The 25769-nt window shown below is 73.1% G+C and carries 19 protein-coding genes; 6 read left to right on the top strand and 13 right to left on the bottom strand.

Annotation, left to right across the window (positions count from 1 at the left end):
* Positions 1-100: 100 nt before the first annotated feature.
* The 3 genes from G567_RS0101425 to G567_RS0101415 all read right to left on the bottom strand — a co-directional run bounded on the left by G567_RS0101425 (position 101) and on the right by G567_RS0101415 (position 2262).
* Positions 101-865 (bottom strand): hypothetical protein, encoded by a 765-nt coding sequence (locus G567_RS0101425; RefSeq protein WP_028928560.1) that lies wholly within the window; start codon positions 863-865, stop codon positions 101-103.
* Complete coding sequence (locus G567_RS0101420) at positions 802-1248, bottom strand: hypothetical protein (protein ID WP_028928559.1); 447 nt, start codon at positions 1246-1248, stop codon at positions 802-804. Before G567_RS0101420 ends, G567_RS0101425 begins: the two co-directional genes overlap by 64 nt.
* 174 nt (positions 1249-1422) lie before the next feature.
* Positions 1423-2262 carry a metallophosphoesterase family protein gene (locus G567_RS0101415; RefSeq protein ID WP_028928558.1) on the bottom strand — a complete coding sequence of 280 codons (840 nt, stop codon included), beginning with the start codon at positions 2260-2262 and terminating at the stop codon, positions 1423-1425.
* A gap of 141 nt (positions 2263-2403) precedes the next feature.
* Between G567_RS0101415 and G567_RS0101410 the strand changes: the two genes are divergently transcribed.
* The 5 genes from G567_RS0101410 to mreB all read left to right on the top strand — a co-directional run bounded on the left by G567_RS0101410 (position 2404) and on the right by mreB (position 8391).
* Positions 2404-3732, top strand: a complete 1329-nt coding sequence (locus G567_RS0101410; RefSeq protein WP_051232031.1) for a cytochrome P450 — start codon at positions 2404-2406, stop codon at positions 3730-3732.
* Positions 3733-4284: 552 nt separating this feature from the next.
* Positions 4285-5277, top strand: a complete 993-nt coding sequence (locus G567_RS35300; protein ID WP_211223812.1) for an acyl-CoA thioesterase/BAAT N-terminal domain-containing protein — start codon at positions 4285-4287, stop codon at positions 5275-5277.
* Positions 5235-5873, top strand: coding sequence for an acyl-CoA thioester hydrolase/BAAT C-terminal domain-containing protein (locus G567_RS35295; protein WP_245585491.1), 639 nt, complete (start codon positions 5235-5237; stop codon positions 5871-5873). The genes G567_RS35300 and G567_RS35295 overlap by 43 nt, the downstream gene beginning before the upstream one ends.
* 4 nt (positions 5874-5877) lie before the next feature.
* Positions 5878-7299 carry a glutamate decarboxylase gene (gene gad, locus G567_RS0101400; protein WP_028928556.1) on the top strand — a complete coding sequence of 474 codons (1422 nt, stop codon included), beginning with the start codon at positions 5878-5880 and terminating at the stop codon, positions 7297-7299.
* A gap of 96 nt (positions 7300-7395) precedes the next feature.
* Complete coding sequence (mreB, locus tag G567_RS0101395) at positions 7396-8391, top strand: rod shape-determining protein (protein WP_028928555.1); 996 nt, start codon at positions 7396-7398, stop codon at positions 8389-8391.
* Between the two features lie 75 nt (positions 8392-8466).
* Here mreB and G567_RS26150 read toward each other — a convergent pair whose 3' ends face one another.
* The 10 genes from G567_RS26150 to G567_RS0101345 all read right to left on the bottom strand — a co-directional run bounded on the left by G567_RS26150 (position 8467) and on the right by G567_RS0101345 (position 24139).
* A complete protein-coding gene (locus G567_RS26150) occupies positions 8467-11421 on the bottom strand; it encodes an FtsW/RodA/SpoVE family cell cycle protein (RefSeq protein WP_051232030.1) in 2955 nt (984 codons plus the stop codon).
* A 19-nt stretch (positions 11422-11440) separates the two neighbouring features.
* Entirely contained in the window at positions 11441-12646 is a 1206-nt protein-coding gene (locus G567_RS0101385) for a hypothetical protein (RefSeq protein ID WP_028928554.1), read from the bottom strand.
* Positions 12647-12977: 331 nt separating this feature from the next.
* The gene (locus G567_RS26145) at positions 12978-14279 is read right to left on the bottom strand and encodes a lipopolysaccharide biosynthesis protein (RefSeq protein WP_051232029.1); all 1302 of its coding nucleotides are present in this window, start codon (positions 14277-14279) and stop codon (positions 12978-12980) included.
* Positions 14276-15352: an aminoglycoside phosphotransferase family protein gene (locus G567_RS0101375; RefSeq protein WP_037055263.1), complete on the bottom strand. Its 1077-nt coding sequence runs from the start codon at positions 15350-15352 to the stop codon at positions 14276-14278. The genes G567_RS26145 and G567_RS0101375 overlap by 4 nt, the downstream gene beginning before the upstream one ends.
* A gap of 2 nt (positions 15353-15354) precedes the next feature.
* Positions 15355-16158, bottom strand: a complete 804-nt coding sequence (locus tag G567_RS0101370; protein ID WP_051232028.1) for a polysaccharide deacetylase family protein — start codon at positions 16156-16158, stop codon at positions 15355-15357.
* The gene (locus tag G567_RS0101365) at positions 16155-18842 is read right to left on the bottom strand and encodes an HAD hydrolase family protein (protein ID WP_028928551.1); all 2688 of its coding nucleotides are present in this window, start codon (positions 18840-18842) and stop codon (positions 16155-16157) included. The genes G567_RS0101370 and G567_RS0101365 overlap by 4 nt, the downstream gene beginning before the upstream one ends.
* Positions 18839-20125, bottom strand: coding sequence for a glycosyltransferase family 2 protein (locus G567_RS26140; protein WP_161631654.1), 1287 nt, complete (start codon positions 20123-20125; stop codon positions 18839-18841). The genes G567_RS0101365 and G567_RS26140 overlap by 4 nt, the downstream gene beginning before the upstream one ends.
* Positions 20126-20445: 320 nt before the next feature.
* A complete protein-coding gene (locus tag G567_RS0101355) occupies positions 20446-21522 on the bottom strand; it encodes an ABC transporter ATP-binding protein (protein WP_051232026.1) in 1077 nt (358 codons plus the stop codon).
* Positions 21519-23087 (bottom strand): ABC transporter permease, encoded by a 1569-nt coding sequence (locus tag G567_RS0101350; RefSeq protein ID WP_211223810.1) that lies wholly within the window; start codon positions 23085-23087, stop codon positions 21519-21521. Before G567_RS0101350 ends, G567_RS0101355 begins: the two co-directional genes overlap by 4 nt.
* Positions 23084-24139, bottom strand: coding sequence for an iron ABC transporter substrate-binding protein (locus tag G567_RS0101345; protein ID WP_211223809.1), 1056 nt, complete (start codon positions 24137-24139; stop codon positions 23084-23086). The genes G567_RS0101350 and G567_RS0101345 overlap by 4 nt, the downstream gene beginning before the upstream one ends.
* Positions 24140-24398: 259 nt before the next feature.
* Here G567_RS0101345 and G567_RS26135 point away from each other — a divergent pair, with 259 nt between their 5' ends.
* Positions 24399-25739, top strand: coding sequence for an acyl-CoA dehydrogenase family protein (locus tag G567_RS26135; RefSeq protein ID WP_084795655.1), 1341 nt, complete (start codon positions 24399-24401; stop codon positions 25737-25739).
* The last annotated feature ends 30 nt before the right edge of the window (positions 25740-25769 follow it).

Below are 25769 nucleotides of genomic sequence, written 5' to 3'. Positions count from 1 at the left end.
GGCAAGCACCTCGGGGACTCGGTCACCTACCTGCGCAGGCTGTTGGCGTCAGGCCGGCTTCGCAGTTGATGACCGGCGCGGAGCGGACCGCTGACCAGCGCTACATGGCGAGCCGCCGATCCAGGCGGTGTGGACCGTGCGGAGGGTCGGCCCGCCCGGGCGCGTCGGGCTCCCCGCCCTCGCTCGCGATCCCCCGGCGCAGCACCCGGAGGATCCGTTCAGTGCTGTCGGCAGTACCGAACAGCCGGCGCACGTTGTCGCGCTGCCGGTCCGCCAGCGGGTCCGGACCGCCGGCAAGGAGCTTCTCGGCCAGCCTGCGCGCGTCGTCGACCGTACGCACGCTGTGTACGCCGCGAACGACCTGCTCACCGATGGCGTTGAACGGCCGGTGACCGTCCCGCTCGAAGAAGATCACCAGCTTGGTGAGGAGCTGATACTCCACCAGCATCGACAGACCGGCGGTCACCATAAGGTCCGACGCGGCGAGGATCGGGCCGTAGCCCTCCTCGGACAGCACCGCGGTGTTGGGCAGCGCCGTCCAGTCCCGCATCCATCCGTCGAAGTCGGCCCGGCTGATCGGCGAGGCGTCCGAATCGGGGAAGGGCAGCAGCGCCGGATGCGGCATGAAGACGAACTGCACGTCGGGACACTGCCGGGCCCAGGCGAGCATCTCCGCGCGCATCAGGTGGAAGGCACCGAAGTCGGTCCACCCCGTCGCGATCGTGTGGTGCGCCGAGCACACCACGCGCCCCGGCCGGGCAGTCTTCTCCGGCCGCCCGGGGCCGAGCGGCCAGACCGGTCTCACCGTCCGCAGGTGGTCGGCCTTGGGATGGCCGGCGACGCGGAACTGGGCACCGTTGCGCACCCGTCCCGGATCGCGGTCTCCAGCATCATTTTGTTGGTGCAGAACACCATCCACGCCGCGCGGTGGAAATCGCTGTCGACGGCGGTGTTCGCCGTCCGCTCACCCGCGACGTTGACGACGAGGTTCATCGTCTCGTACGGGATCAGGCACGTGCGGACGAAGCCGAGCCGTTCCGTGCTCAGCTCGTCGGGCACATCGGCGTCCCACTGGGACTGCCGGTAGACCACGTCGGGTTCGATCGCCTTGATCAGTCGCAGGACGTCGCGCGCGACGCGCGGCTCGGCGTCGATACCGCCGAGCCGCCGGTCGAGCGCATCCATCCGGGCCGGCAGATCCTGCGCCCAGCGCAGGGCGGTGCGGACCCGGTCGATGCGTCTGCCCACGACCACTCCCGCCTGCTCTGGAATACCGGCGGCGCCGTGCAGCGGCGACGCTCGGTCACACGACTTGATCGCTCGGTGAACGGAGGGAATCTATCGCGTGGCTCACAGCCGACGAGTTGGGGCTCGTCAACCCCTCCCGTGAGTGCGTAACAGTGTTAGAACACTGTTACGCACTCACGGGAGGACGTGACGTGGAAGGGGAGCCGCGGGGATCCCGCGCGCCTCGCGACGCCGTCGCTCCAGCGGATAGCCGAGCGACGCCTCGACGAAGCGGACGTCGTCCTCCCACGTCACCCGCGGAATGTGCAGGTGGCCGTAGACCACCGCGACGGCCCGGAACCGGATGTGCCAGTCGGCCGTGCGCTGCGTCCCGCACCAGAGTGCGAACTCCGGACGGCGCAGCGCCCTGGTCGGCGCCCTGGTCAGCGGCCAGTGGTTGACCAGCACCGTGGGCGTCGCCGGATCCACCTCGGCCAGCCGCTTCTCCCCGAACGTGATCCGTGCGTCGCACCACGCGTCCCGGCTCGGGTACGGGTCGGGGTGGAGCAGGTGCTCGTCGGTGCACACGACGCCGGCCCGGTAGGCGGCAGCGATCGCCTCCTCCCGGGTCCCGGCGCCATCGGGCCAGAACGAGTAGTCGTAGAGCAGGAACAGCGGCGCGACGGTGACCGGGCCGCCCACACCGGTCCACACCGGGAACGGATCCTCGGGCGTCAGCACCCCCAGGGCTCGGCACCGCGCCACGAGATGCCGATAGCGGTGCTCGCCGCGCAGCTGCACCGGATCCTTCCGCCGCGTCCACAGCTCGTGGTTGCCCGGCACCCAGATGACCTGCGCAAATCGTTGCCGCAGCTGGGCGAGGGTGTCGATGACGTCGTCGACGCGCTCGCCGACATCGCCCGCGATGATCAGCCAGTCACCCTCGCTGGTCGGCCGCAGCTCCGCAGCGATCGCGCGGTTCTCCGGATAGCGCACGTGCAGGTCGCTGACGGCGAGCAGGCGCGAGGACGGCACCAGCCAGTCGTACCGGGGGGCGCTCGCCCCGTGCCCATCGGGGTAGGCCCGACGGGCTGAGGGACCGCTGAGAGTGCTCCTGGCACGGACAACTTACCGCCAGTAAGTTCGGACACGCAGCGGCGAGCGAAGGGGGCGATCATGGCCGGTTCGCGGGGTGTGCGGCGCGCCGTCCGGTGGGGGCTGCGGCACGGGATGATCCGCCGCGCGATCGGCAAGCGGGCCGCGGCGGGCGATCTGGGCGCCCGGCTGATGGTCGATCCGGCGGTCGTTGCCGAGCCGTTCGCCCACTACGACGAGCTGCGCACGCGCGGCAGGCTCGTCGACACCGGGTTCGGGCGCATCTCCGCCCATCACGACGTCGTGACGGCCGTGCTGCGCAGCACCGACTTCGGCGTCGGCATGCGGATTCCGGACAACCTGCCCGCGCTGCTCCAGCTCGCGGTCAAGGCCGGTGGGCGGTGGTCGCTCGGGCCGGTGGAGCCGCCGTCGATGCTCGCCGTCGACCCGCCCGACCACACCCGCTACCGCAAGCTCGTGACCCGTGCGTTCACGGCTCGGGCGATCGCGGCGCTGCGCACCCGCGCCGAGCAGATCGCGGCCGACCTGCTCGATGCGCTGGCCACACGGGCGGCCGGCGACGGCCGGGGCGATCTGATCGAGGACTACGCCGCCCTGCTGCCCGCCACGGTGATCGCCGAGATGCTCGGGGTACCGGTGGCGATGCGACGGCAGTTTCTCGAATGGGGCGCCAGCGGGGCGCTCTCGCTGGACATCGGCCTTTCCTTCCGTGACTTCCGGCGCTCGGAGCGGGACATCGACGCGCTGCACTCCTGGATGCTCGGGCATTTCGAGACGATCCGCCGCACCCCCGGCGACACCATCCTCAGCGCCCTGGTCACCGCGTACGACGAGGACGACACGCTCGCCGAGGACGAGCTGAGCAGCATCGCGATGCTGCTGCTCGCCGCCGGTTTCGAGACCACCGTCAACCTCATCGGCAGCGGCGCCGCGCTGCTCATGGCGCATCCGGACCAGCTCGCCGTCCTGCAGGCCGAGCCCGAGCGCTGGGGCAATGCCATCGACGAGATGCTGCGGATCGAGTCTCCGGTGCAGCGCACCGGGCGGATCGCCTGCCGCGACACCGAGGTGGCGGGGCAGGCGGTGCCGGCCGGGACACCGATCGCGCTGCTGATCGGTGGCGCCAACCGCGACCCCGCGGTCTTCCCGGATCCGGCCCGTTTCGACGTCACCCGGCCCGAGGCGGGGCGGCATGTCGCGTTCTCCAGCGGCGTCCACTACTGCCTCGGCGCCGCGCTGGCCCGGATGGAGGGCGAGGTGGCTCTGCGGGCGCTGTTCGACCGCTTCCCCGGTCTCGCCCCGGCCGGCCCCGGGCACCGCAGGCCCACCCGGGTGCTGCGCGGCTACGACGCGTTGCCTGTGACCCTCCCGGCCCCTGTGAGTGCGTAACAGTATTCTAACACTGTTACGCACTCACAGGGGCTCTGACCAGGGGTGAAACGTGCAGCCGCAGTGCCGGCTTGCGCCGGATGGACCTACCGGAGCTCCCCGGCCAGGCGCACGCTGACATTCGGGATGGCGGCCGGGAGGGGGCCCACATGGCGTTCGTCCTGGGGTTCCTGCCGTGGGTCGTGTACTGGGCCTTGGTCGGCAACGCACCGTTTCCGGCGGCGGTGGGCCTGGCGTTCGCCGTCGCCGCGGGAACGCAGCTGCTCGCGCGGTGGCGGGGTGCCCCGCTGCGAACCCTGGAGATCGGCACCGTCTGGGTGTTCGCGGTCCTGCTCGTCGCCGCGTTCGTCGTGCCTGACGCCGTGCTCGGTCGCTGGCTGCAACCGCTGGGCAACGCTGGCCTGCTCATCGTCGCGCTGGTCGGCGTCCTGACCGGACGGCCGTCCGTGCGCGAGTACGCCGCGTCCTCGGTGGACGCGCGCACCGCCCGGACGGACGGGTTCCGGGTCATCACGACCGCGATGACCTGGCTGTGGGGGGGTCTTCGCCGGGATGACGGCGTCGGCGCTGGTGCCGCCTCTGGTCGACGGCGCGGCGACCCTGCGCGATGCCGGCGACGCGCTGTCGGTCGTGTGCTACTGGGTGCTGCCGTTCGCGCTCGCCGGGCTCGGCGGCCTGGTCTCCGGGGTGTTCCCGTCGTGGTTCGAAACGCGCACGGCGCTGGTCGACGGGCGGACCGCCGCGGCCCCGGCGATCGCCGTCCCGCCCACGCCTCCCACGGATCTCACCGCCGCCGGAATCGAGCTGGACGTGCCGGTGCGCAGCCGCCACGACGAGCCGTTCGCGGTGGTGGTGCGCGCATCCGCCGGTGCGGCGGTCGAGCTCGCCGCGTCCGGTGTGGACCTGTTCGGCCGGGCGTGGCGGTCGGTCGCCCGCTTCACCGCGCCACCCTCCGGCCTCGTCGAACCGGCCGTGCTCGTCCCGGACTCCGGGGACTGGGCGACCGCGGCACCCGACGCGCCGCTGTGGGCCATGCGCTTCGCCGCCCGGGACGCCGTCCCGGAGCTGTTCGTCCCGCCCGCGCCCGCGTGGCCGGTCACCGTCTCGGCTGCGGTCGGGGCGGCGGTCGCGCGCCGCACGGTGATCCGCGTGGCGGCTGAGGCCGACGTCCGGCTCGCACCGGTCGACGTCGGCGGGCGGCCCGGCGTGCTCGCGGTTCCCGAGGGTCCACCGCCCGCAACGGGCCGTCCGGGGGTGGTCTGCTTCGGCGGGTCGGAGGGCGGCCACGACTCGCAGGTCGGGCACGCCGCGCTGCTCGCCTCGCACGGGTTCGCCGCGCTCGCGGTCTCGTGGGTGGACGAGACACAGGCCGCGGAGGCCATCGCCGAGGTGCCGCTGGAGCGATTCGACACCGCGCTGCGCTGGCTGGCGACCCGGGACGAGGTGTCCGGACCGGTGGCCGCGATGGGGGGTCCCGTGGGGCGGAGGGGCTGCTCGCCGCCGTGTGCACCGGATCGCAGCCGGCTCCCGCCGGCCTGGTGCTGATCAGCCCGAGCAGCGTGACCTGGCAGGCCGTCGGTTCGGACGGCGAGGTTCCGGACACCGCCTCATGGACCCGGGGCGGGCGACCGCTGCCCTGGCTGGCGCTGCCCACGGGCGCGGTGATGCCCCAGCTGGTCCGCAACGCCTGGAGGGTCGGCCGCGACATCGCGGCGCACCGGCCCAGTCTGCTGCGGCTGCGTCCCGCCTACGCCGCCGGGCTGCGCGCCGGCCCGGGAGCGGCCGCGATCCCCGCCGACCGTGCCCACTGCCCGCTGCTGTGCCTGACCGGCGAGGACGACCAGGTCTGGCCCTCGGCGGCCATGGCGGCGGCGCTGCGCGCCCAGCGCGGCGACGCGTTCGCAGACGCACACGTCAACTATCCCGGCGCAGGGCACCTGATCCGGCTGGGCACGCTTCCCACCGACGCGCAGTGGACCGGCGGCATCGCGCTGGGCGGGACCCGCGAGGGGGTCGACGCCGCCCAGCGGGACGCCACCGTGCGGGTCTTGACGTTCCTGCGCACCGTCGCGGAAGGCCGGCCGGTTCCGGTGAGCTCGCTCCGTGATCCCGGCTCATCGGGACGGCCCGGGCTAGCGTGATCGCATGCCGATCGCGCACCCGCCGTCCGAAACCGGAGGCCACCACCGCGACGTCGCGGTCAACCCGATCTTCGCCCGTGAGCCGCTCGACGTGCCGCGCTTCGCCCTGTCCGCCGAGGGGCTCGACCCCGAGATCGCCTACCAGATCGTGCACGACGAGCTGATGCTCGACGGGAACGCCCGGCTCAACCTCGCCACCTTCGTCACCACGTGGGCCGAGCCGAACCTCGAGCGGCTGATGTCCGAGTCGTTCGACAAGAACGTGATCGACAAGGACGAGTACCCGCGGACCGCCGACCTCGAGGCCCGCTGCGTGCGGATGCTCGCCGACCTGTGGAACGCCCCGGACCCGGCCGCGGCCATCGGCTGCTCCACGACCGGGTCGAGCGAGGCCTGCATGCTCGGCGGGTTGGCGATGAAACGGCGCTGGCAGCTCGCGCGCAGGGCCGCCGGGAAGCCCACCGATCGGCCCAACATCGTCATGGGCATCAACGTGCAGATCTGCTGGGAGAAGTTCGCGAACTACTTCGACGTCGAGGCCCGGCTGGTGCCGATGGAGGGCGACCGGCTGCGGCTGGGCGCGGCCGAGGCCGTCGAGCGGTGCGACGAGAACACGATCGGCGTCGTCACGGTCCTCGGGTCGACCTTCGACGGCAGCTACGAACCCGTCGCCGAGATCTGTGCCGCGCTCGACGACCTTGCCGGGCGCACCGGTCTCGACATCCCGGTGCATGTGGACGGCGCGTCCGGGGCGATGATCGCGCCGTTCTGCGATCCGGGGCTGGAATGGGACTTCCGGCTGCCGCGGGTGTCGTCGATCAACACCTCCGGGCACAAGTACGGGCTGGTCCATCCGGGCGTCGGCTGGGCCGTCTGGCGCGACCACGACGCGCTGCCCGCGGAACTCGTCTTCACCGTCAACTATCTCGGCGGCGAGATGCCCACCTTCGCCCTGAACTTCTCCCGGCCCGGCGGTCAGGTGATCGCGCAGTACTTCAACTTCCTGCGCCTCGGCGTGGACGGCTACCGGCGGGTGCAGCAGACCTGCCGCGACGTCGCGACGTCGCTCGCCGCCGGGATCGCCGAGCTGGGTCCGTTCCGGCTGCTCACCGACGGCTCGCAGCTTCCGGTGTTCGCGTTCACCGTCGATGCGGACGCGCCGTTCTCGGCGTTCGACGTCTCGGCGGCGTTGCGCGAGGCCGGCTGGCTGGTACCGGCCTATGTGTTCCCGGCCGACCGCGAGGACATCGCGGCGCTGCGGATCGTCGTGCGCAACGGCTTCTCCCACGACCTCGCCGGTCTGCTGCTCGACGACCTGCGCCGGGCGCTGGGCAGGCTCGGTGCCCAGCGGTCGCCCCAGCGCGGGGCGGAGGCGTCGTCATTCGCGCACGGGGCCGGGCAATCGGCCGGAACCGGCAGCGGCTGACTCCGCACCGGGCGAATCGCCGGTCAGCGGTGGACCGGCCGTGTTCACCGGACCACACTGAGCCCATGGCCGGTAGCGGCCGCGGGGGGAGGGGCAGTGGTCGAACTCGGCATCGATCTCGGCACCGCGAACACGGTTGTCTGTGACACGGGTCAAGGCGTCGTGTTCGACGAACCATCGGTCCTGCTGATGCGCCGCAACGGGGCCCGACGGGGCCGGGTGGTGACACTCGGGCAGCACGCCTCGGAGCTGGTCGGTCGGACACCGGCGGGGATGACCGCGATCCGGCCACTACAGGACGGGGTGATCACCGATCTGGAGACGGCGCGGGCCTATCTGCGCGCGGTCGTCCGGCGGATCGCCCAGCATCCCTGGCAGCGCAGCCGCTCCCGGGTGGTCATCGGCGTGCCCGGGGGCGCGACCGACCTGGAACAGCGCGCCCTCCTCGAGGCCGCCGACGAGGCCGGGATCAGCCGGGCGACAGCGCTCGACGAACCGATCGCGGGGGCGGTCGGCTGCGGGATCGATCCCCTGGAGCGCCGGGTGCACATGGTCATCGACGTCGGCGGCGGCACGGCCGAGGTGACCGCGTTCTGCTATGGCGGCGTGCTCACCTCCCGCTCCTGCCGGGTCGCCGGTGACGAGATGACCCTTGCGGTTTACCGGCATCTGCGCGAAGAGCACGAGCTCATCGTGGCGGAGCAGACGGCCGAGGAGATCAAGATCCGGGCAGGCGTGGAAACCGGACCCAGCCTGGTGGTCCAGGGCCGCGACGCCGGATCGGGCCGGCCACGCGTGCTCACTCTTCCGGTCGCGGAGATCACGGACGTCATCCGGCCGCTCACGGACACCATCATCCAGACCCTCGCGGCCTGCCTGGACGACCTGCCGGCGCAGGCCACCGCCGACGTGCTGGCGGACGGGATTCTCCTCTTCGGCGGGGCGGCGCTGACCCGCGGCTTCAGCGAGAACCTCGAACAGGCCTTCGGGTTCCCGATCACGCTCGCGGCCAACCCGCTGACCTGCGTCGCCGAAGGCGCCGCGCAGTGCCTGCGCAGCCCGGACCTGCTGGCCGCCTACGGCCGCAGCTGAGCGCGTCATGGCTCCACAATGCGGTCAGGCGCGACGTCCCGTCCGCATTGTGGAGCCATAACGCGGGCGGGGCGGTCAGGGAGTCTGGACCGGATCGGTGGCCCGTACCTCCGCCTCGTGGGCGAGGTAGTAGCTCAACCCGCCGGCGACCACGGCGCTGGCGCTGTTGGCACCGGTGCCGGGTCCCTGGACGAGCGCGGTCATGACGATGTTCGGACCCGGCATCGGGGCGGCCGCGCTCATCCAGTTGTCGTAGCTGGTGTCGGGCAGGCTGCCGTCCTGCGCGGTTCCGGTCTTCGCGCCGACGGGCACGGGCAGCCCGGCCAGCCGGGTGGCGGTCCCGCCGGTCACCGCGGCGCGCATGCCGTCCCGGACCGGGCCGAGGGCGTCCGCGAACGGCACCGGCTTCGGCGGCGGGACCGGAAGTGCGGTGTACGCGCTCCCGTCGGCCCCGGTCGCGAGGCCCAGCCGCGGGGTGACAAGCTGTCCGGTCGCGACACCGGCCGTCCACAGGGCGTTCTGCAGGGGCGTGACCTGTAGATATCCCTGTCCGATGCCGAGGATCACCGTCGATCCGCCGTACCAGGTCCCGCCGCTCTCGCTCACCGACTGCGGGGTGCCGAGGTAGCCCGGCGACTCCCCCGGCAGATCGATACCGGTGCGGGCGCCGACCCCCAGCGCCCGCGCGGCGTCGATGATCGGCTCGGGCCCGAGGGCGTTGGCCAGCTTGTAGAAGTAGACGTCGTTGGACCAGGCGATCGACTGGCGCAGGTCCATCGGACCCATCGTCCGCCAGTTGTTGAACGTGTGCCCGCCCAGGGTGAAACTGCCGCCGGTGGGGATCATCTGGTCGACCGGCCACGGGGGGTGGATCACGTCGGCCGAGGCGACCACCAGCTTGAACGTCGAGCCGGGCGGTACCGCGGCCTGGGTCACATGCTCCAGCATGGGGTGGCCGGGGGCGGATGTGGCCGCCCGCAGCCCGGCCGGGTCGATCGGCGGACCGTAGACGTTGTTGTCATACGACGGCAGGCTCGCGATCGCGAGGATCTGACCGTCCCGCGGATCCACGGCGACGGCGGCCCCGATCGCACTGCGGCTCTGCCCGCGCAGCGCGTCCGCCAGGCCGGCCGCGAGCTGCCGCTGCAACCCCAGGTCGAGCGAGAGCCGCAGGTCGGCACCCGGGATCGGCTCCCGGTGCGGGCCCATCACCACCGGCACCCCCGCGGGGGTGACGTACACGCACTGCTGGCCGTTGATCCCGCGCAGGATCGAGTCGTACTGCTGCTCCAGTCCCGCGCGCCCGACGATCTCCCCGAGGGGCAGATCCGGCTGCCGCTGCATCTCGGCCGGGGTCGCGATCCCGGCGAACCCGAGGACCGGGCCGAGCAGGGATCCGGTGGGATAGCTGCGCTGTGGTTCGGGGATCACCAGCACCCCGGTGATCCCGGCCGCGGCGACCGATGCCCCGGTCTCCGCAGGAACCTCGGCGACCGGCAGCGAAAGGGTGGTCGCGGGGGCGTCGTCGAGGGCGGCCGTCATGGCCTGCACCGGCTGCCCGGTCAGCGCCGCGAGCTTGGCGATGTCGTCCGGCCGGGACCGCAGGATGGCCGGCACCGCGACCACCTTGTCGACGCCGGTGCCCGCGGCCGCGGTGCTGGTGGCCAACGGTGCCCCGTGCCGGTCGGTGATCTCCCCGCGCAGCGCGGGGAGCCGGATGCATCGGGTCATCTGTTCCTGGCCGGCGGCGAACAGGGCCTCACCCTGGGTGGCCTGGATGTTCCAGCCGTAGAATCCGAACGTCACCAGCACGGCGGACATCGCGAGCGCGGTCGCCCGGACCAGCCGCGGCCGCCGCGCCCGCCAGCGGGGCACGATCCACAGTCGCCTGCGCGCCCCGTCCCGGCGCACGCCCAGCACGACCCCGAGCGCGGCCAGATGCACCAGCAGTGCCGTCCCGCCATTGCTGAGCAGCGGGAACGGGACACCGGCAAGGGGCAGCAGCCCCAGGTTGCCGCCCAGCGAAACGAGGATCTCCGCTCCGAGCAGGATCGCGAGCCCACCGCCGACGAGTGCCCCGTTCGGCGTCCGGGGCACCCGGCTGGCCAGCGCGAGCCGCCAGACGAGCACGATCGCGGCCACGACGACGGCGGCACCGGCCACCAGCCCGAACTGCTCGACCACGCTGGCCAGCGCCAGATCGGTGTCCCGCTCGGGCAGGTACTGCGCCATCAGCGCGGTCAGCGGTTCGCCCGCCCGGCCGAACAGCGACCCCGAGCCGAGCGCGATCCGTGCCTGCTGAACGGCCCAGCCCGCCCCCGTCGGCTCCTCGTGGGAACCCACGAGAAAGCTGCCGAGACGCTCCACCTGATAGGGCCGCAGCATCCCGATGACCAGCGGCACCGCCACCGCCGCCGCGGCGAACAGAGGCAGCAGGAAGCGCGCGGGTATCCGGCCGATGACGAGCATCGCGACGGTGAGGACCATCAGCAGGGTGGTGGTGCTGAGGTCCGGTTGGAGCACGGTGAGCCCGATCGGCAGCACCGCGAGCCCGATCCCGAACACGAAGCGCTGCCAGGCGGGACGACCCGAGCCGAGGACCGAGGCGAGCACCAGCAGCAACCCGAGCTTGGCCAGCTCCGAGGGCTGGAAGGTGAACGAGCCGAAGCTGATCCAGCGGGTCGCCCCGTTCGCCGTGACGCCCACGACGAGCACCGCACCCAGCAACAGCACGGCAACGCCGTAGCTGACCCAGCCGAGCACGAGCAGCAGCCCGGCCCGGAACCGCCACAGCACCGCGAGCAGGACGACCCCGGCGACCGCGATCGCCGCCTGCCGGACCATCGCCTCGGGACTGTCCACCATGTACAGATTGGCGAGCCCGAGCCCGACCAGCACGAGCGCGGACAGGATGGCCAGCAGGTCGAAGGCGGTGCCCCCGGAGTCCTTGGCGCGCAACGGGCGCTTCTGCTCAGGACCCGCCGGCCCGCCCGGCGCCGCCGAGGTCCCACCACGCTCCACGCTCAGCACCCCAGCGCTCCCTTCGAGCTCAGCGAGACGGTTCGGGTGGTGTCGTCGCGCACGCACCCTCGACCGGGACGAGCAACGGCGCGCTGGCCGCCACGGCGGGGGCGCTGATCTGGGCCAGCACGGCAAGCGCGGCGCCCGGCGGCAGTGCGACGGTGTCGACGACCACGGCGCGGTCTCCGTCCGGCGGCACGGCCACCGTCCCCTGCGGACCGGCCACCGTCGCACCGGTACAGGGGTTGTCGACCCGGACGTTCCAGTCGACCGTCTGCGGCTCGGGCCGCGGATGCAGGAGCACCTGCAACCGGACCTGGCAGTCGCTGCCGGGGGTGCACGGATGCAGCGCCCGCAGGTCGACGCCGGCGACGGCGCCGGCCGCCTGCGGGGCGGGCGGCACGACCGGCGGCGGGGTCGGCCGGGCGGTGGCCGTCACCGACCCGGCGCGACCGGCGTCCAGCACCACACCGATGTCCTGGCTGATCCGGTCGCTCAGGAAGGTGAACTCGAGCAGGATCACCCCGGCCAGCACCACGATCGAGACCCCCCATTTCCAGGCCCGCGACACCACGGTCCGGGCGACGGGCCGGGATCGGGGCGTGGCTTCCCGCGGGGCGTACGGCAGCGCCTCGGGGACCGCGGCGGGCGCAACGGCCGGAAGCCCGTTCGCGGCGCGGACCAGCCGCGCGAGCTCGGCGCGCTGCTGCCGGCCCGAGTCGGACGGCAGCGCGGCGCGTAGCGGTTCCGCCACGGCGGCGACACTCGCGCCGGGCGCTGCCGCCGCGTCAGCCGCCCGGTCCAGCGCGGCGAGCTGGTCGGCCGCCCGCTGGTCCGGATGGCGGGTCGATCGGTCTGCGGCGGCTGCCAGCTCCGCCAGCAGCGGCGCGGCGCCGGCCGGCTCGGCGGGCCCGTGGCCGTTCGGCCCCGGATGGCCCGGGTGCCCCGGGTGGGTGGTCAACCGGGCCCGGCCGTCGGAGCCGACGACCACGGCGTACCCGAACGGTTCACCGGGCCGGACGCCTGCCGGGCCCCGGGCCTGCAGCCCGGACAACAGATCGATCGCCAGCACGAGCACCTGGGCCGGGGTGAGCCGGGCGACCTCGAGCAGGCGGGGCAGGCCGAGGATCGCATCGTGCTCCAGCGCCGGCTCGACCAGCGGCCGGGAGTCCCCGACCACCTCCCCGGCGTAGTCCGGCTGCGGACGGCGCGCCGAACCCCGCCGGCGAGACATCCGCGTACCAGGCGACCTGGTACCCCCTGACCCAGGCTGCAGCATGGCAGGCCATCCCTCAGCGCCGTAGCGACGTTCGGCCGGCCCGGTCGGTGCACCGCACGTTCGGACCCGCGCATTGCGATGGGAAGCAGCGATATCCGGCGAGAGCCGCGGCTCAAGCCGGGGACAGAATCGATCTTCGAGCGCCGCCGTGGTGGTCCCGCACGGTTCGCCGCGCCTGTCCCCGGACCATTTCCCCGCCCATGGCGCCCCCCGCCTTGATTGCCCCTGTTCATTTCACCACAGAGCTCGGGATTGCGCCGCCGCTGAACGTCGGTGGTTGCCTGGGCTATCCGCGGCGCCGCGCGGCCAGCCGAGGCGAGCGCAGCACGAGCAGCAACCCGGCCACCAGGGTCTGGCTCGCCAACCATGCGGCCCCGACCCCGGTCACGCCCCATCGGGGCAGTGCCACCAGCGACAGGCCGATCGTCAGCACCGCCACGCTCGCCGGCACCGCGAACAGCACCGGGATCCGCCGACGCACCCGGGCGACGCTGATCGTCGAGTTGGTGATGATGTTCGGCAACGCGGACAGCGCCGCGAGGACCAGCACCCCGGTTCCGGACTCGGCATAGGAGGGCCCGAACACGCCGAGCACGACGGGCGCCCCGAGCGCGATCACCGCGACCGCTGGCACGAGCAGCGCCGCCGCCTTCAGCTCCATGGCCCGCCGCGCCGCGGGCAGCCGGGCCGGCTCGACGGCCACGTGCGCGACGAGGGACTGCCCCATCGCGGACGAGACCAGGTAGAGCGAGAACGCGATGGTCCACGTGATGTTGTAGGTCGCGGCACCGACCGGGCCCACGACGGCGATGACGATCATCGGAAGGCCGTAGGTGGCGGCGAGCCAGAACACCGCACCGGCGTAGTCGGCACCGACGAACCGCCCGATCCCGGCGAGCGTCAACGGCTCAGCCAGGTCTCGGCTGCGGGCCTCGTGCGCGGGCAACGCCCGCAGGAACAGATATCCGTTGGTGACCACGACGGCCACCGCGGTGGCGATCACCCACGACACCGCGATCCCCACGCGCGGCGCCAGCCCCACCGCCACGACAAGCAACACGATCTTGAGGGCCGAGAACACCAGGTTCTCGACCGGCACCACGGTCGCCCGCCGGACCGCGGTGAGCGCGAAGTCCTGCAGGGTGAAGAGCGCCCACAGGGCGGTCGCCGGAACGAGGAGGAGCAACAGCCGCGCCCGCCCGATGTGCTCCAGCAGCTCAGGCGCCCACACCCCGGCGCCCGCGACGAAGATTCCCGCCGCGGCCGCGGACAGCAACCCGCTCACCAGGTAGGCGAGCACGACCAGCCTGCGGCTGCGCACCCCCGCGACCGGGAGGAACCGCAGCAGCATGTAGTTCAGGTTCAGCTGCGCCACCCCGCCCAGCAGCATCATCGTCGACAGGGTGACCGAGTTGACGCCGACGACGTCGGCCGGGAAGAGCCGGGCCGCGACGACCCAGTAGAGCAGCCCGAGGACCGAGGTGAACCCCGCGCTCAGCACGAGTGCCAGCCCGTCGCGGTGGACCGGAGCGGCCCAGCCGCGCAGCCATCGCGCGGCCGGTGCGAGAACCGGCGGGCCGCCGCTCATCCCGGCGGCACCGGTCCCGGGTGGCGGTGGCGGGGCGGCCGGTACCAGTGGCGCAGCACGGCCCGCACGTTACGGCGAATCCAGACGGGGTTCGCGGCGTAGCGTGGCGACTTGGCGATATTGGTGGCGACATGGCGCAGCCACGCCAGCAACGCGAGCGTGCCGGGCCCGAGCGGATCGGCGCCCAGGCCGCGCTGCGCCTCGGTGAGCACGGCACCCGCCCGTCCCGGGTCGGCCAGCCAGCGCACCACGACGGTCCCCAGCTCCTCGCCCGCCACCTCGGTGTCGAAGGTGAGCAGGAAGCTGACGACATCGAGCACCGCCAGCCCGTCGGGATCCGACTGGCACCAGTCCACGACCCCGGTCACCTCGCAGCCGGGCGCGCACAACACATTGTGCGCGGTGAAGTCGCCGTGCACCCAACCGACCGCCACCCGCCGGCCGTGCAGGCTGCCGGTCAGCTCCCCCACCAGGCGGTCCAGGGCGGCCCGATACGCACCGCGCAGGACGGGACGCACGACGGCGGCGGGCTCGCCGATCCAGCGGGTGATCCCCGCATCAGCGACCGTGACCACGCTCGCGGTCCGGCGGTGCAGCCGGGTGATCGCGTCGAGGGCACCGGCCAGGACGAGATCCCGGCGATGGGGATCGGCCACCGCGATCCGCCCGTCGCCCCCGCCGAGCCGGGTCTCGAGCGTGCAGTAGGCGCCGTTGACGTCTCCGGCCGCCAGTATCCGGGGCAGCAGCCCGCGCCACGGACCCAGCCGCTCGTCGGCGTGCAGCGCCGCGAGCACGGTGCCCTGCCGGACGAGCTGAGCACGCCCCGGCCTGCTCATGGTGGCCTTGAGCAGGATGCTCCGGCCACCGGTTGCGTCCCCGTCGTGCATCGCGACGATCGCCGTGTCGGAACCTCCGCGCAGCCGCTCCCCCATTCGCCACGACCTGCCGTCGCCGTCGAGCAGCGCCGCGACCGCCGCCGGGGCGGTCCGGCGGATCAGGACCGAGGCGCGAAGGGAGGTGAGCGGGCCGGCGATCGGTCCGCGCAGCCAGCCGAACGGCAGCGCCCCGGACATCGTCACGGCATCTCACCCGCCGGGGAGCCCACCGCGGCCCACGGCGGCACGGGCCGCCACCGGCTCCGCAGCCGCCGCCAGGCCCGCCAGCCCCGGGTGCGCAGCCGCTCGTCGGGCTGGCCGATCGGTGCCGCGCCGCGCAGCCAGCCGCGCACATCCGCGTCGGTGTGGGTGGCCGTGAGCATCAGCCGGGAGAGGCCGTAGTCGGGGTCATCCACGCAGCTCAGGGCGTTCTTGACACTACACGCCGACGAGTAGCCGGCCTCCGCGACGACGCGGCGGACCCGCGGGTCGGAGTAGCCGAACGGGTAGGCGAAGCTGTGCACCGGGCGGCCGATCCCGTCCTCCAGCCGGCGCTTGCAGTCCACCACCTCCCGGCGAACGTCCGCCAGCGGCAGGGTGTCCAGCTCGCGATGGGTGTGGCTGTGCGCCCCGAGCTCCCCGATCGCGCCGAGCTCGCGAAGCTCCGCCCAGCTCAGCATCGGGTCGCCACCGGGGCTGACGCCGTCCGCCACCCCGGTGGTCACGTAGACCGTCGCGGTCATGTCCCGGGCCGCCAGCAGCGGCGCCGCGGCGGTGAGGGTGTCGCGGAACCCGTCGTCGAACGTGACGAGCACCGGGCGCGGCGGCAGCGTCCCGTCCCCGCGCACGGCGGCACGCAGCTGCGAGACGGTGAGTGTCGTCCCACCGGCCTCGGTGATCGCGTCGAGATGGCGGGCGAACGCGGCGGGCGACACGGTGAACGGCGCGATGAACCGCGACGGGGCATCGGAGACCGCATGGTAGAGCAGGATCGGGATGATCATGCGGCCGCCGGGATGGGCCGCGTCCGGGCGCGGGCGAGCTCGGCGGCCAGGCGCACCGCGGCGGTGGGCAGACCGGGACGTCCCCCGCGCTGGGCATCCAGCAGGGCGAGCAGCAGCCGGGCGGACGGTTCGGGCGCCGCCCCGCGGCAGCGCGGGCACCTGCCGGGGCGGTGGCCGAGCAGCCGGGCGACCGCGTCCGCGAATCCGGCGGCGTACTGGCGCGACAGCACCGCGACCCCGGCCCCGCGTATCGCCTCGGCGGCGTTGCCCGGGGCGTAGGCGTGCCGGGCCGTCCCGAGCATCGGCAGGTCGGACTCCGTATCGCCGACGGCCAGCACGATCTCGGCAGGCGAGTCCGGGGCCGGTCCGAGCATCCGGGCGAGGGCGGCGAGGCCCGTCCCCTTGTCGGTGCCGGCCGCGACGATATCGGTCTGCCGTTGCCCGGCGACGACCCGGACCCGCTCCCGCTCTGGGCCCAGCCCGGCGAGCACACCATCGACGAGCTCGGCCGGAAGGCCGCGCGGCCGCCCACCCACCCGGTAGGCGCGCACGCAGTAGCGGAAGTCCTCGTCGACCTGTACGCCGGGCGTCTCGCGCAGCCGGCGCCGCAGCGTCTCCAGCACCTCGCCGTCGGACGGTTCGACCAGCTCGACGACGCGTCCGCGGGTGTGGTCGTAGGCCACGGCGCCGTATTCGGCCACCCCGCCGGCCAGCCCGTAGGACGTGCACCGGTCGCGGACCTCGCCCAGGCTGCGCCCGGTCACCGGCACCGGGCGGTGACCGTGGTGCTGCAACGCGCGCAGCGCGGCCACGGCCGTCGGCGTGGCGATCGGGAAGCCCAGCGCATCGGACTCCAGCACGCCGTCGACATCCAGGGCGCAGAGCGCTCCCCCGGTGGGCGGTGGGGCGCCCGGGAACCGCGCCACCAGATAACGCCGCACGGCGCGGGACGCGGCGCACCGGGCGCGTGGGTCGCTACCCAGCCGGTCCTCGAGGTGGGCCAGCTCGTAGAGCAGGAAGCGCTCGTCGTCGCACGGCCACGCCGAACGCAGCGCGGCCGCCAGCGCCGGGTCGCTCGCCCCCGGGGCGATGCCCGCGACGTCGTAAACGGGGTCGTAGCAGACCCGGTCGGTGTTGGCGAAGGCCCGCACGTCCGGATCGGGTTTGTACAGCGTGCCGCCGGAGGAGACCCAGTCCGCGGCCGCGGTCGCGCCGTCGACGACCGACGGATGCGCAACGGCGCACAGCCCGCGGACGGCGGGGTCGATCAGTCCCGAGCGCAGCGGAAGGCCGAACCTGCCGAAGCCGCGCCCGAGCAGCCTGCTGGCCACCTCCCAGGCCGGCTGCCGGCCGGTGAGGGCCTGCGCCCGGTCGATGGCGGGCATCGCGGCGGCCCGGTCGGTGAGGTACTCGATGATCGCGGGCACCTGCGCCGGCCGCACCGCCTCGAGCGACCGGGCATCGGGGCGCCATTCGCGGAAGACCAGCCCGTTCGCGAAGCCGTAGGTCGCGGGGGTGTGTCGGGCAACCGCGCGGGCCACCGCCAGCGCGTGCCGGCCGAGGTACCCGATCCCCGCGCCGCGGGCCTCGACCAGCCGGCTGCGGCCGTCCGCGGTGTCCACCCGGAAGACCGCCCGCAGGTGGCCTCGGCCGAGCTCGGGACCCGGCGCCGGGATGCGGTGGACCTCGACGACCCGCACGCCGAGCATCGGGGTCAGCACGTCGGCGACGGCGGCGGGGGCGAACAGGTCGTGTACCGCCCACCGTTCGGACGGCAGGGTCAGCGTCCGGTAGGCCGCCAGGCTCGCCGGCGGCCGCGGCCCGAACAGCGGAACCAGCAGCGTGATCGCCGCCCGGTCCGGGCCGCAGGCGCGCACCTGCTCGGCGACCGCGCGCAGCGCCGACCCGCTGCCCGGGGGATCGTCGATCACCACGACCGCGCCCCCCGCGCGCCGCAGCGCCCGCAGTGCCCGCCGCTGCTCGCGGGTCGGCGGCACGCCAGGACGCATCGTCGAGACGCTCACCCGGCCGAAGCCGGCCGTGCGCAGGGCCGCGGCGACGAGCGGGCCGAGGTAGCTACCCGAGGTCCGCACGCCCACCACCATGGTCGGCCGATCCCGGTCGGGTTGGGCGTCCGCGTAGGCCCCGGCCAGCCGGACCATGTCGGCGGGCTGCTGGTCGAAGCTGCGGAAGCAGGAGGGCAGCCGGAGGATCTCGCCGACCAGCCCGGCCGGCAGTCCGGCCAGGCCGGCGCGCAGCCGGGCCGCGCGGTCGCGCAGCTCCCGCTGCCGGGCCCCGGAGAGCCCGGCGTCGAGGAGGCCGCGGGCGAGCGCGTCCCGCACCGTGGCGGCCTCGCCGGCCCAGCGCGCGGCCGCCCGCCGGGCGGGCCCGAGCTGCCGGGCCCGGTCGGCCGTCGTGGCCATCGTGTCCAGCGCCCGCGTCCCGATCTTCGCGACCCCGCGACCCCGCAGGTAACCGGCGGCCCGGCGCGGCAGCGACGAGTCGCGGTGGAGATGGTCCTCGGCGATCTGCACCGCACCCGCGGCCAGCAGGAACCCGTCCAGCATGTCGGCCACCGCCAGCCGCTCGACCAGCCGGTCCGCGATCTCGCGCAGCTCCATCAGCAGATCGGCCATGACGAGCTCGGAGTGCGCAAGGCCGGCGGCGGGCAGCACCTCGGTCATCGGCTGATCCGCCGGTGCTGCCACCGGCTGACCGCATAGGCCAGCGGGCCACGCGCCAGGCCGGCCAGCTCGATGATCTCCAGCTCCCGCGGGTAGCCCACCTGCTTGTGGCGATTCTTCTCCGACGACCGCCCGACCAGGTGCCAGGCGCCCTGCGCCACCCTGCGCACCATGTCCGGAAGCAGCCGCGGTTCATGCACGATCGCGCTCGTCAGATAGGCGCCGAGCCCGACGCCGTAGTCGTGCACCAGACGCCGCAGGCTGGCGTAGTCCGGCCGATGCCAGTGCCAGACCAGTGCGGTCGGCTCGTAGACGAGGGTGCGCCCGCCCGTGATCACCCGTAGCAGGGCGAGCAGGTCGTCCCCGCCGCGGGCCGCCGTGCCCGTGCCCATGGCCGGGTCGAAGCCGCCGCGCTCGCGCAGCAGGGCCGTCTCGAAGGCCATGTTCGCGCCGCTGCCCAGCCGTCCGACGGTGAACGGGAACAGCCGGTCGTCCGGCCGGTGGCCGTTGAGGTTGACGCTGCGGCGCTGGTAGCCGCGGGCGTACCCGCCGAACTGCTCCAGCAGGTTCTGCGCGGCGGTGTTCACCTCGGCCGGGAGGATCAACCCGGTCACGCAGCCGACCCCGGGGCCCGAGGTGGCGGCCTCGACGATGCCGCTCAGCCAGTACGGATCGACCACCACGTCGTCGTCGGTGATCGCCACCCACGAGCCGGTGATCGCCTCCAGCCCGCGGTTGTGGGCCAGCGCCACCCCCGGGCGGCTCTCGCGCAGGTAGCACACCGCGGGGAACGCGTGGTTCTGCTGCCAGGCCGCGACCGCGCGGGCGGTGGCATCGGAGGCCGGGGCACTGTCGACGACGACGACGTCGAACCGCCGGTACCGCAGCCGGGCGATCGAGTCCAGGCAGCGGACGAGCGACTCGGGCCGGTTGTGGGTCGCGATCAGGACCGTCGCCCACGGCCCCTCCGCCTCCAGCTCCTGGCGGCGTTGCAGGCAGCGCGGGAGCACCCCGGCATCGTCCAGACCGCGTGCGGTGAGCCTGGCCGGCGCCGGAAGCCCGTCGCGCTCGAGGTGGGCTTCGGCGAGGGGAACGACATCGGTGAGAACCCCGGCGAGCTGCTCGGGTTCCAGCCCGTCCGGGGTGAGCGGGACGACGACGTCGGAGAGCGGCCGGGTATGCAGCCGCAGCAGCAGCCGCGCATGGGACGGAGCGTCCGTCGAGCCCACCGGCCCTGCCGACGCGACGCGCGGCAGTCGCGCGCTCAGCTCCACGTCATACACCGGCACAGGGCCGTCAGGCAAACCGTTCATCAATTCCCCCGCTGCCAAGGTCGCTGCGTTCCGTCTCCCCGGGTGGCTTTCCCGTCATACGAACAGGTTGTCTCCCGTGGGTCAACTGCGCGCCATTCAGCATTCACCATCCCGACAGATCACGGCTCATCGGCCCAGACAGAACACAGTGCGTAGCGACGCGCCGCTCAATTCCACGATCGAATGAGGACGTTTCGCCCGTCTGGCGAGATATGCGCCGAATTCGATTCCGATCCGGAAGTTTTTCGGCGGCGAGCGTGCTCAGCCGCCGCGGGTGGTCCGGCACCGGTTCATCCCAGCCCCGTCTCCACGCCGACCTCGCCGCGCACCGCCAGCCGAACCTGCGCCCCCACGGCGGGCAGCGCATAGCCGGGGCAGCGTGCGGTGACCTGGCAGGCAGCGCCCAGGGTCAGCCGGACGACGGCGTCGTGGCCGTAGTACTCGACGTCGACGACATGCGCGGGCACCCCGTCGTCCCCGCCGTCGAGCGCGATCTGCTCGGGACGCAACAGCACGGTCGCGGGCCCCTCGGCGGCCGGGGCGGCCACCGGCAGCCCGCCGAGCGCGCACTGCGCCACGCCCCCGCAGACGGTGGCGGGCAGCACCACGACGTCCCCGACGAACGCGGCGACCCCCCGGTCCACCGGATGCCGGTACAGCTCGGCGGGACTGGCCTCCTGCACGATCCGCCCATCCCGCATCACCGCGACCCTGGTGGCCAGCGAGAGCGCCTCGGTCTGGTCGTGGGTGACGAGCACGGTGGTGGTGCCGGCGGCGGCGAGTGCGTCGGCCACGGCGCGCCGGGTGCTCTCCCGCAGCTCGACGTCCAGGGAGGAGAACGGCTCGTCGAGCAGCAGGATCCCCGGTTCCGGAGCCAGCGCCCTGGCCAGCGCGACCCGCTGCTGCTGACCACCGGAGAGCTCGTGCGGGTAGCGCTTGGCGTGGCCGGCGTCCAGGCCGATGAGCTCGAGCAGCTCGAGGACCCGCCCCCGGGCGCGGCGGGCACGCCGCGGCAACCCGAAGGCGATGTTCGCGGCCACCGTGAGGTGCGGGAAGAGGTTGCCCTCCTGGGTCACGTAGCCGATCCGGCGCGCCTCCGGCGAGAGCACCCCGGCCGGCCCCGCGACCGGCCGTCCGTCGATGGTGACGGTGCCGGCGTCGGGCCGGTCGAACCCGGCGATGAGGCGCAGCAGGGTCGTCTTGCCACAGCCCGAGCGGCCGACCACCGCGGTCAGCGCCCCGGCGGGCACCGCGAGGTCGACGTCGCGCAGGACCGGGACCGGACCGTAGGACTTGCGCACGCCGGTCACGCGCAGCCCGTCGGTGGCCACCGCCTGCTGCTGGGTGCGCTCGCTGGTCTGCGTCATGCTCTCCCCATCTCCCGCCGTGACTCCCGGGTGAGCAGCCACGCCGCCGGCGCCGAAATGACGATCATCATGAGCGCGTACGGGGCCGCGGCCCCGTACGCGAGGCTGGAGCTGTTGGACCAGAACTCCGTGGCCAGCGTCGCCGTCCCGGTCGGTGCCAGCAGCAGCGTCGCGGTCAGCTCGGTGACCACGGCGAGGAACACCAGCGCGGCGCCGGTGCCGAGCCCGCGGAGCACCAGCGGCAAGGTGACCCGCCACAGCACACCCGAGGGCCGGGCCCCCAGCGCCCGCGCGGAGTCGTCGAGCTCGGGTGGAACCTGGGCGAGTGCCGCCCGCAGGCTGACCATCGCGCGCGGCATGAACAGCACCGCGTACGCCGCGACCAGCAGGATGGACGTCTGGTACACCACCGGCAGGTAGCCGACGGCGAGCGTCACGAACGCGAGCGCGACGACGATACCGGGCAGCGAACCGGCGATATAGGTACTGCGCTCCAGCACCCGGCTCACCCAGCCGCGATGGCGCACCGACAGCCACGCCCCCGGTACCGCGAGCACGCAGGTCAGGGCGGCGCCGGCGAGGCCGAACCCGATCGAGGTCAGCGTGATCTCGGTGATCTGGCCGATCGGGAATGCCGTCGAGCTGCCGACGACGAGCCAGCGACCGAGGATGACCAGCGGCACACCCAGCGCGAGCCCGGCGAGAGCGGCCATCGCGAGCAGGGCGAACGGCGTGAGCGCACCCAACCGGTGCGGCACGGCGGTGCGGGCGGCGCCGCCGCCGACCCGCGAGACCCGGGCCCGGCCGGCCAGCCGCAGCTCCCCGACCAGCAGCAACAGGCAGCCCAGCACCAGGACCCCGGCGAGCATCGTGGCGGCCGCCCCGTTGAACGTGGACTCGAACTGGTCGTAGATCGCGGTGGTGAAGGTCGGGAAGCGCAACGCCTGTAGCGCGCCGAACTCGGCGAGCAGGTGCAGCCCGACCAGCAGCACCCCACCCAGCAGCGCCGGACGCAGCTGCGGCAGCACGACCCGGAAGAACGTGCGCCACGGGCCGTTGCCCAGCGTCCGGGAGAGCTCCTCGAAGGCCGGGTCCATCCCCCGCAGTACCGCGGTCACCGGAAGGTAGACCAGCGGATAGTAGGACAGCGTGGTGATCAGCACCGCACCGGCGAAGCCCTCGACGGCGGCGGTCACCGAGACCCAGCCATAGCTGTTGACGAACGCGGGGACGGCCAGCGGCGCGGCCATCAGGGCGGTCCACACCGGCCTGCCGGGCAGGCTCGTGCGTTCGACGAGCCACGCCGCGCCGGTGCCGACCACCGCGGACGCCGCGCAGCCCGCCGCCACCAGCGCGGAAGTGTTGCGCAGCAACTCCCCCACCCGCGGGCGCAGCAGCAGTTCGGCGGCCTGTGCGGGCCCCTCGGCGATCACGAAGACCAGCACGTAGCCCAGGGGGATCAGGGTCAGAGCGGCGACGACCACCGCCGCCGCGAGCCGGACCGGCGGATAGGCCCGCCGGGAGCCGACACGCGGCCGGATCGCCGCTGCGACCCCGGTGCTCACAACAACCCGACCCGTTGCATCTCGGAGATCACCTTCGATCCGTTGAGCGTGTTCGGATCGATGGCGGGCGGGTCGAGCTCGGAGAGCGGCTTGAGTGCCTTGTTCGCCGGGACGTCGGAGCCGACGGGGTACTCGAGGGCATAGGACTCGGCGAGCACCTGCTGGCCGGACTTGCTGGTCAGATAGGCGATGAACCGCTGGGCCTCGGCGGGATGCTTCGCGGACCTCAGAACGCCGCCGCCGGAGACCGAGACGAACGCGCCCGCGTCCTTGTCGCCGAAGTACTTCAGCTCGGTGTTCTTGCTGTCCTGCCCGGACTCCGCACGATCCCGGTACCAGTAGTAGTGGTAGATCACCCCGGCTGGGATCTCCCCGGCGTTGACCGCGTTCATGATCGGGATATTGCCCTGGTAGACCCGCGCGTTCTGCTTGAGCCCGGCGAGCCACTCCCCCGCCGCGGCGTCACCGTTCACCGCGTACACCGCGCTCACGATGGCCTGGAAGTCGGCGCCGCCCGCGGCGATCCCGATCCGGTCCTTCCACTGCGGCTGGGACAGTTCCATGATCGAGTTCGGCAGCTGGTCCGCCGGCAGGAGCGAGGGGTTGTAGACCAGGACGGTGGAGCGGGCGGCGATCCCGACCCAGTCCTCCGCCCCGGACCGGTACCGGGCCGGGACCTGCGCGATCGTGGCCGCGTCGAGCGGCGCGAGCACGCCCTTGCTCGACAGCAGCGACATCGCCGGGGAGTTCTCGGTGAGGAAAACGTCCGCGGGCGAGGCGTCACCCTCGGCCAGGATCTGGTTGGCCAGTTCGAAGTCCTTGCCGTCGCGCACCTCGACCTTGATCCCGGTCTCCTTGGTGAAACCGTCGACCCACTCCCGGCCGAGCTCCTTGTGCTGGGCGTTGTACAGCGTGATCGTCGGTTCCGAGGAGCCGCTGGCGCTCCCACATGCGCCCAGCGTGGCCGCCAGCGTGATCGCCGCGACGGATGCGACGATGGTCCGGATCCGGGTTCTGCCGGTGCGTACCGCACCGAGCCGGCTGCGCCACACGGGCGTCCTCCTGTGATCGTTCAGAAACGCTGAACGCAGGTTAGCATTTCCTATCACCCGGCCAGGCAAACCCGCCCCATGGTAAGGGTGCACTCCGCGTACCGCTCGGGCCCCCCACGTCGCCGCCCGCCCCGGGCCGGCCGCCGTTGGTGCCATCTCCCTTCACCCGCCCATCCCCTCGGCGCATGGTGCTCGTACGCGCCTGCCGCAACCCGGCTGCGAGCGCGCGCTCATCGGAAAGAACGGGAGGACGATCACCATGGCCATCGACTTCACTCTCTCCACTGACCAGAAGGACCTCCAGCTCGCGGCACGAGACTTCGCCGAGAACGTGCTCGCGCCCGTGGTCCGCGAGGCCGACCGCGAACCCGATGCGCTCAAGGCGTTCCAGCTGACCAAACCGGCCTATATCGAGGCGTACCGGCGCGGACTCGCGTTCGGGATGCTGCCCAAGGAGTACGGCGGCGGGGGCGTGACCAATATCGAGCTGATCCTCGCGGCCGAGGAGATCTGCGCGGTGGACCCCGGATTCGCCTGCACCCTGCTGGTCAACGGTCTGGCCCTGCTGCCCGTGTGGTACTGGGGAAGCGAGGAACAGAAGCGGCGGGTCATGGGGGCCGCGACCTCCGACTCGTCCGGCGAATGGATCGCCGGATATGCCGCGAGCGAGCCGCCGGGGACACCCGGTGGCACCGCGAACTTCGACTCCCCGGCCCCGCATCCGGCGGGCATCGGTGTCACGGCCCGCCGCGACGGCGACAGCTACGTGCTCAACGGCCGCAAGTACTGGCCGTGCAACGTCGGCGGCTGGGACGGGCAGGGCGCCAACATCAACCTCGTCGTGGTCCGGACCGACCCGAGCAAGGGCGGCACCGAGGGGCTGTCGGCGATTCTCGTCGAACGCGGCGCCCCGGGCGTCACCTACAACATCATCGACAGCTTCGGGCACCGGCTCACGCCGAACTCGGAGATCATCTTCGAGGACGCCCGGATTCCCGCCGAGAACCTCGTCGAGGGCACCTACGGCAACGGTGACCTGCTGATCAACCGCAACTTCGCATGGTCCGGCCCGGTCGCCGGAATCGCCGCGGTGGGAGTGGCCAGGGCCGCCTACGAGGCCGCGCTCTCGTGGTCCAAGACCTACACCGCGGGCGCTTCGCATCCGATGATCCACTTCCAGAACGTCGGCTACGTGCTGGGCGACGTGGCGGCCAAGATCGAGGCCTGCCGCTACTTCTGCTGGAAGGCGGCCCACTACATCGACCAGCACGGCTATCACGGCGAGCTGATCGGCGCGATGAACAAGGTGTTCTGCACCGAGCTGCTGTTCGACAGCGTCTACAAGTGCATGCAGGTCGTCGGGGTGAACAGCGCCGACAAGAAGCACATGTTCGAGAAGTACCTGCGGGAGGCCGCGATCTTCCCGATCTACGACGGCGGCAACTTCGGGATGCAGCGCCGCCGCGTGCACGGTGTGCTGGCCAGCCCGACCTTCAACCCGCGCGCGCTGATGGACAACGAGTTCGTCCACTTCGTCAAGGACATGGAGATGGTCGACACCGTCCAGCGCATCGGGGGCGACCACCTGGCGCCCGCGTAGCGCCTGCCCAGCGCCTCCCCAGCGCCACTT

The organism is Pseudonocardia asaccharolytica DSM 44247 = NBRC 16224, from assembly GCF_000423625.1.
Lineage (GTDB): Bacteria > Actinomycetota > Actinomycetes > Mycobacteriales > Pseudonocardiaceae > Pseudonocardia > Pseudonocardia asaccharolytica.
Note: the sequence above shows the minus strand (reverse complement) of the source record. Positions and strands in the feature narration are given on the sequence as shown.